Raw genomic sequence first — 6,034 nt, 5'->3', positions numbered from 1 at the left:
GACAAGCACGGCGCGCTGACCTTCCCGGCGGGCACCGTCGAGCGGGCCCATCAGGACGGGTTCACCCAATGCATCCTCGACGAGATCGACGCCGTTCTGTGGACCGCGGCCCGGCACAGTTTCGCGCTGCCCGAAGACAAGCGCCTGCCCGAGATCAAGGACTCGCTGCGCTGGGAATATGCCCGCAACATCAACCGCATCACCGACCAGATCCGCGGCCCCTACCTGATGGGCGAGAGCTTCACCCTGGCCGACATCATCCTGGCCCATTGCGGCGGCTGGGCCAAGTCGGCGCGCTTCCCGGCCGACAACGAAGCCTTTGGCGCCTATCTCAAGCGCTGCCGGGCGCGCCCCGCCTTCCTCAGGCTGGCCGAGCGCTGAGCGCATGGCGCGCCGCGTGCTGCCCGGCCCAGCGCCCGGTGGCAAGGCAGGCGGTCAGCAGATAGCCCCCGGTCGGCGCCTCCCAGTCGAGCATCTCTCCGGCGGCGAAGACGCCCGGGCGGTGGCGCAGCATCAGCCCCTCGTCCAAAGCGCCAAGGCGGATACCGCCGGCGGTCGAGATCGCCTGATCCATGGGGCGCGGGCCGGCATGGCGGATCGGCAGCGCCTTGAGCAGCGGCGCCAGATCGTCAGGCAGGGGCCGGGCGAACTCCATCAGCAATGCCTGTTTCACCGGGTCGAGCTTCAGCACCCTGCGCAGGTGGTTGCCAAGGCTCGCCTTGCCGCGCGGCCGGGCCAGCCGGGCGCGCACCTCGGCCTCGGACAGGTCCGGCAACAGGTCGACCAGCAGATCGTGCCCCTCGCGCAGGCGCCGCGACACCGCATAGATGCCGCCGCCCTCGAGGCCCTGCTCTGAAACGACAAACTCTCCGCGCAGGCATTGCGCGCCTGCCCTGAGAGCCACCGATTTGACCGGCGCGCCAAAATGCTTCCGCATATGGGACGACCAATTGACAACAAAGCCCATGTTCGCCGGCTGGAACGGCGCCAGCGGGACGTCGAGCCAGCCCGCCCAGGCCCCGTCCGAACCCAGCCGCGCCCAGCTCGCGCCACCGCAGGCCAGCACCACCACATCGGCCTGCACCACCTGCCGCCCCTGCGGCGTGTCAAAGACGAAACCGCGATCCTCGCCCACCCAACGCCAGCGGGTGCGGGCCTCGACACCGCCCGCCTCGAGGCGCCGCAACCAGGCCCTGAGCAGGGGCGACGCCTTCATCACCCGCGGAAACACCCGCCCGGTCGAACCGGTGAACATCTCCTGGCCCAGCGCCTCGGCCCAGGCCACGACGGCCCTGCCGTCAAAGGCCTCCAGCATCGGGCGCAGGGCGGGCGCGGCCTCTTCATAGGCGGCAAGAAAGTCCTCAAATGGCTCTTCCCGGGTCAGGTTCAGCCCGGATTTCCCGGCCATCAGGAACTTGCGCGCCAGGCTCGGCCTGGCCTCGGCCAGCCGGACCGACAACCCCTGCCCGGCCAGCGCCTCGGCCGCCATCAGCCCGGCCGGGCCGCCGCCGATCACCAGCGCGCGGCGCATGTCCCTGCCCCCGAATATGTCACGCGGTCTGTCACAGGCGCCCTTCCCAAGTTCCGCCATCCCGGTCATGGTCATGCCCGACAGACCCCAGGACTTCAAGAGACCCGATTTCAAGAGACCTCCCGTGCCGGACCCGATCTGCCCGCTCTGCCAACGCCCGATTCCACCCGCTGCGCGGCAAAGCCGCCACCACCTGATCCCGCGCCTCAAGGGCGGCAAGACCGGGCCCCAGGTGCTTCTGCACCAGATCTGCCACAACCAGATCCACGCCACCCTGACCGAGGCCGAGCTGGCCCGCGATTTCGCCACCATAGAGGCGCTGAGATCACATCCCGAGCTGGCCGGGTTCATCCGCTGGATTGCCAAACGCCCGGCTGACTTTCACGCCGTCACCCCCGGCCCGCGCCGCAGGCGCTAGATGCCTGCCCCAATGCGCCCCGGCTTCATCTCTTCAGAAATACTCCGGGGTGAATGGACCCGCAGGGGCCAGAGGGGCAGCGCCCCTCAGCGACACATCGCCTTGATGCCCCGGGCAATCTCGACCGGCGCCGCCAGCGTGTCGGCGGCCACCGCCCGCGCCGTCTCGAGCAGTTCTTCCCCGGCAACCAGCCGATCCACCAGACCAAACCGCAAGGCTTCATCAGCCAAAAGCTTCTGCCCGCCCATCAGCACCAGCTTGGCCCGCGCCGGGCCGATCAGCGCCGCCATGCGCGCCGGGTCCGAAGGCTGCGGCAGAAAGCCGAGCTTCATCACCGGATAGAAGAACTTGGCCCCCGGCACCGCCAGCCGCAGATCGCAGGCCAGCGCCATGCCCATGGCACCCCCCGCAAGCGTGCCGTTGAGCGCCGCGATGGTCAGCCCCGGCAGCGCCGCGATATTGCCCGAAAGCCGCTCCCAGACATCCGAGGTCGCCAGCCCGGCCCGCGCCTCGTCAAGATCGGCGCCGGCGGAAAACACCTTGCCGCGCCCGGTCAGGATCAGCGCCCGTGCCTCCTGCGCCGCCTCGGCGATATCGGCCAGCTCGGTCAACATGGCATGGGTCAGCGAATTGGCCTTGTCGGGGCGGTTGATGGTGGCGATCCAGAGGCCGCTTTCCTCTTTCTGCAACTCGATCATGCGATCAGCCCCACCTGGCGGCGGATGCCTTCGTCGCGCAGCGAGATCTCGTCGCCGACCCACATGTCGGCCTCGGGGCCGCACATCCACAACAGGCAGCGCGCCGGCCAGTCGGGCGGGATGTGATCGGACCAGTCGAGCCGGCTCACCGGGTTGATGCCCGAGGCCTTGATCTCGCGCTGCATCTCGGTGGCCACGGTGCCGGGCGACAGGCCGATGGCGCGGATGCCCTTGTCGCGGTTTTCCTTGTCGATACAGCGGGTCAGCATGTTGACCGCCGCTTTCGAGGCGCAGTAATGGCTCCAGGCCTCGACCGGACCATGGGCGGCGCCCGAGGAAATCGTCAGGATGGTGCCGCCGCCGGCCTTCTGCATCACCGGCAGCGCCGCGCGCACGCCATGATAGACCCCCTTGAGGTTGATATCGATCACCTGGCCCCAGCCCTCGGGGTCCGAGGTGGCGAGATGGGCGATCGGCTCGACCACCCCGGCATTGTTGATCAGCACGTCGAGCCCGCCGAACCGCGCCACCGCGGCGTCGACCGCGGCCTGAACCGAGGCATAATCGGCGACGTCGCAGGTCAGCGCCAAAGCCTTGTCGCCGATCTCGGCGGCGATGCGTTCGATGTCGGCGCCGCTGCGGGCCACCAGCACCACATTGGCCCCGGCCTCGGCAAAGATCCGCGCCGCGCTTTCACCGATACCCCGGCTGGCCCCGGTCACCAGAACCGTCTTGTCGTTCATTTCAGTCATTGTCCGCCCCTCCTGCAACCTCTTTGCCCAAGACCTAAACCGCCGCTGGCCGGGCGTCCAGTCTTTGCCCTTGACCCCGCCTTGGCAGAAGTCGAAGCTGGTGCCGATTGAAAAAGGAATAGTGTTATGATCAAACCGGCGAGTTTTCTGGGCGCGGGGACAATGGCCATGCTGTTGTCGACTGCAAGTGCCTTTGCGGATGTGTCCAACCAGGATGTCTGGGGTGCCTGGAAGGGGTTCATGACCGGCGTCGGTTACAGCGTCTCGGCCACCGAAAGAGAATCCGGCGGCGTGCTCAGCGTCGACGACCTGAAGATCAGCCTCGACTTTCCCGAGGACGACGGCCGCGCGCTGGCGGATCTGGGCCGGATGACCTTTACCGAGGCCGGCGACGGCACCGTGCGTGTCGGCATGCCCGCATCCTTCCCGGTGCGGATCGAAAGCTCGGAGCACGGCGACAACACCCGGGCGACGCTGACCATTTCCATGCGCGACGCCGATCTCGTGGCCTCCGGGGTGCCGGAAAACATCAAATACGACTACCGGGTCGCGCAGATGGCCTGGGAGCTGACCGAACTTGTTGTCAACGGCACGCCCGAGACCGATGCCACCTTCAATGCCATCGCCGATACGGTGACGGGCGCGGCCGAGATGAGCGCGGGCAACACGCCGCGTTTCGCCAAGTCGATGAAGGCCGAGCGCATGACCATGACCGTCAAGGGCGACGACCCGCAGGAGGGTATGGTCGACATGCAGATGACCGTCGCCGGGCTGGGTTTCGACATCTCGGGCGCGGTGCCGATGGCCCAGGACCCCGAGGATCCCGGCGCCTTTTTCCGCGCCGGCTTCCGGATCGACGGCAAGGTCACCCAACAGGGCACCGAGCTGGCGCTGATGGCCAATGACGGCAGCGGGCCGATGAATGCCAACATGTCGACCAGCGGCAGTTCGCTGGCGATCAAGATCGCCGGCGGCCGCTTCGATTATCAGGGCAGCGTCATGGATCTGGGCGTCAACATGGCCGGGGCCGGCATTCCGCTGCCGATCATCATGGACATGAAGGAACTGGCCTACGGCATTGCCATGCCGCTGTTGCAGGACAACATGGCGCAGGATTTCTCGGCCCGTTTCAAGCTGGCCGGGCTGACGGTGTCGGACATGCTGTGGGGGGTCTTCGACCCCGGCGCGATGCTGCCGCGTGACCCGGCAACGCTGGCGGTGGCGGTGAACGGCACCACCACCCTGTTCGCGGACCTGGTGGCCAGCGAGGGCGAGGATTATCCAGGCGAACTGAATTCGCTGACCCTGAGCGAACTGCTGGTCGACATGGTCGGCGCGCGGCTCAGCGGCAGCGGCGCTTTCACCTTCGACAATACCGACATGCAGACATTTGACGGCATGCCGCGCCCCGAGGGAAGCATCAACCTCAGCCTCAGCGGCGCCAACAGGCTGATCGATACGCTGGTGGCCATGGGGCTGCTGCCCGAGGAACAGGCGATGGGCGGGCGCATGATGATGGCGATGTTCGCGGTGCCCGGCGCCGGAGAGGACGAGCTGACCTCGGTGATCGAGATCAACGCCGACGGTCATGTTCTGGCCAACGGGCAGCGCCTGCAATAGGCGATCATCGCCGGCATGACAGGCCGCGCCGCCCGGGCAGCGCGGCCTTTTGCACGCCTGCTCTTGCGTGAACCGGTGCCATTGTCTACCTCAGGGGCGACTTGATCGGGGGGACGAGAGCTTGGATTTGGAACAGCTGACGCAGGCCATGCTCGGGGCCGCGAAGACGGCCGGGGCCGATGCCGCCGACGCGATGGCAGTGCGCGGCACCTCGCTGGCGATCGACGTGCGCGCCGGGGCGCTGGAACAGGCCGAACGCTCCGAAGGCATCGACCTCGGGCTGCGGGTCTTCGTCGGCCAGCGCCAGGCCAACGTCTCGGTGTCGGACAGCCGCCCGGAAACCCTGACCACCATGGCCGAGCGCGCGGTGGCGATGGCGCGCCAGGCCCCCGAAGACCCCTTTGTCGGCCTTGCCGACCCGGAACAGCTTTGCCGTGAATGGGACATCGACGCGCTGCAATTGTGCGACCCTGCCCCCGAGCCGGAACCGGCGCGGCTTCAGATCGACGCCACCGAGGCCGAGGCCGCCGCCCAGGCGGTCAGGGGCGTGACGCAGGTTCAGTCGGCGACGGCGGGCTACAGCCGGACCCAGATCCACCTTGCGGCCAGCAACGGCTTTGCCGGCGGCTATGAACGCAGCAGCCGCGCCCTCTCCTGCGTTGCCATCGCCGGCAGCGGCGACGCGATGGAGCGTGACCACGACGGCGACGGGCGCATCTTTCACCAAGATCTGCGCAGCGCCGAGGACATCGGCCGCAGCGCCGGGGAACGGGCGGTGGCGCGGCTTGGCGCGGTCCAGCCGCCCACCGGCGCCTATCCGGTGCTGTTCGACGAGCGCATTTCCGCCTCGCTGATCGGTCATCTGCTGGCCGCCTGCAACGGCGCCAGCATCGCGCGCGGTGCCTCGTGGCTGCGCGACGCGCTGGGGCAGCAGATCCTGCCCGGCCATCTCAGCCTCACCGAAGACCCGCTGCGCCCCCGGGTCAGCGGCTCGCGGCCCTTCGACGCCGAGGGG

At 68.3% G+C, this 6,034-nt stretch carries 7 protein-coding genes; 4 read left to right on the top strand and 3 right to left on the bottom strand.

The window, feature by feature from the left end; genetic code table 11:
* Positions 1-381: glutathione S-transferase family protein (locus tag ABZD10_RS12705; protein ID WP_372886986.1), on the top strand; the 381-nt coding region annotated here is incomplete at its 5' end.
* Here the strand turns inward: ABZD10_RS12705 and ABZD10_RS12700 are convergent.
* Positions 362-1,531, bottom strand: a complete 1,170-nt coding sequence (locus tag ABZD10_RS12700) for a TIGR03862 family flavoprotein (RefSeq protein WP_372886985.1) — start codon at positions 1,529-1,531, stop codon at positions 362-364. The two genes, ABZD10_RS12705 and ABZD10_RS12700, sit on opposite strands and share 20 nt — an antisense overlap.
* A 73-nt stretch (positions 1,532-1,604) precedes the next feature.
* On the opposite strand from ABZD10_RS12700, the gene ABZD10_RS12695 reads away from it, so the two are divergent.
* Entirely contained in the window at positions 1,605-1,949 is a 345-nt protein-coding gene (locus ABZD10_RS12695) for an HNH endonuclease signature motif containing protein (RefSeq protein WP_372886983.1), read from the top strand.
* A gap of 86 nt (positions 1,950-2,035) precedes the next feature.
* On the opposite strand, the gene ABZD10_RS12690 is transcribed toward ABZD10_RS12695, so the two are convergent.
* Together ABZD10_RS12690 and ABZD10_RS12685 are read right to left on the bottom strand one after the other, a co-directional pair.
* Positions 2,036-2,647 (bottom strand): enoyl-CoA hydratase/isomerase family protein, encoded by a 612-nt coding sequence (locus ABZD10_RS12690; protein ID WP_372886981.1) that lies wholly within the window; start codon positions 2,645-2,647, stop codon positions 2,036-2,038.
* Positions 2,644-3,399, bottom strand: a complete 756-nt coding sequence (locus tag ABZD10_RS12685) for an SDR family oxidoreductase (RefSeq protein WP_372886980.1) — start codon at positions 3,397-3,399, stop codon at positions 2,644-2,646. Before ABZD10_RS12685 ends, ABZD10_RS12690 begins: the two co-directional genes overlap by 4 nt.
* A gap of 168 nt (positions 3,400-3,567) precedes the next feature.
* On the opposite strand from ABZD10_RS12685, the gene ABZD10_RS12680 reads away from it, so the two are divergent.
* Both ABZD10_RS12680 and ABZD10_RS12675 read left to right on the top strand, forming a co-directional pair.
* Positions 3,568-5,019 (top strand): DUF2125 domain-containing protein, encoded by a 1,452-nt coding sequence (locus ABZD10_RS12680; protein ID WP_372886978.1) that lies wholly within the window; start codon positions 3,568-3,570, stop codon positions 5,017-5,019.
* A 148-nt stretch (positions 5,020-5,167) separates the two neighbouring features.
* Positions 5,168-6,034: TldD/PmbA family protein (locus ABZD10_RS12675; protein WP_372886988.1), on the top strand; the 867-nt coding region annotated here is incomplete at its 3' end.

Source organism: Shimia sp. (assembly GCF_041624275.1).
GTDB lineage: Bacteria > Pseudomonadota > Alphaproteobacteria > Rhodobacterales > Rhodobacteraceae > Shimia.
Note: the sequence above shows the minus strand (reverse complement) of the source record. Positions and strands in the feature narration are given on the sequence as shown.

Bases quoted from the DNA above. Each gene is read 5' to 3' on its own strand.
- ABZD10_RS12690 (WP_372886981.1), bottom strand. From the start codon at position 2,647: ATGATCGAGTTGCAGAAAGAGGAAAGCGGCCTCTGGATCGCCACCATC.
- ABZD10_RS12680 (WP_372886978.1), top strand. From the start codon at position 3,568: ATGCTGTTGTCGACTGCAAGTGCCTTTGCGGATGTGTCCAACCAGGAT.
- ABZD10_RS12695 (WP_372886983.1), top strand. From the start codon at position 1,605: ATGCCCGACAGACCCCAGGACTTCAAGAGACCCGATTTCAAGAGACCT.
- ABZD10_RS12685 (WP_372886980.1), bottom strand. From the start codon at position 3,399: ATGACTGAAATGAACGACAAGACGGTTCTGGTGACCGGGGCCAGCCGG.
- ABZD10_RS12700 (WP_372886985.1), bottom strand. From the start codon at position 1,531: ATGCGCCGCGCGCTGGTGATCGGCGGCGGCCCGGCCGGGCTGATGGCG.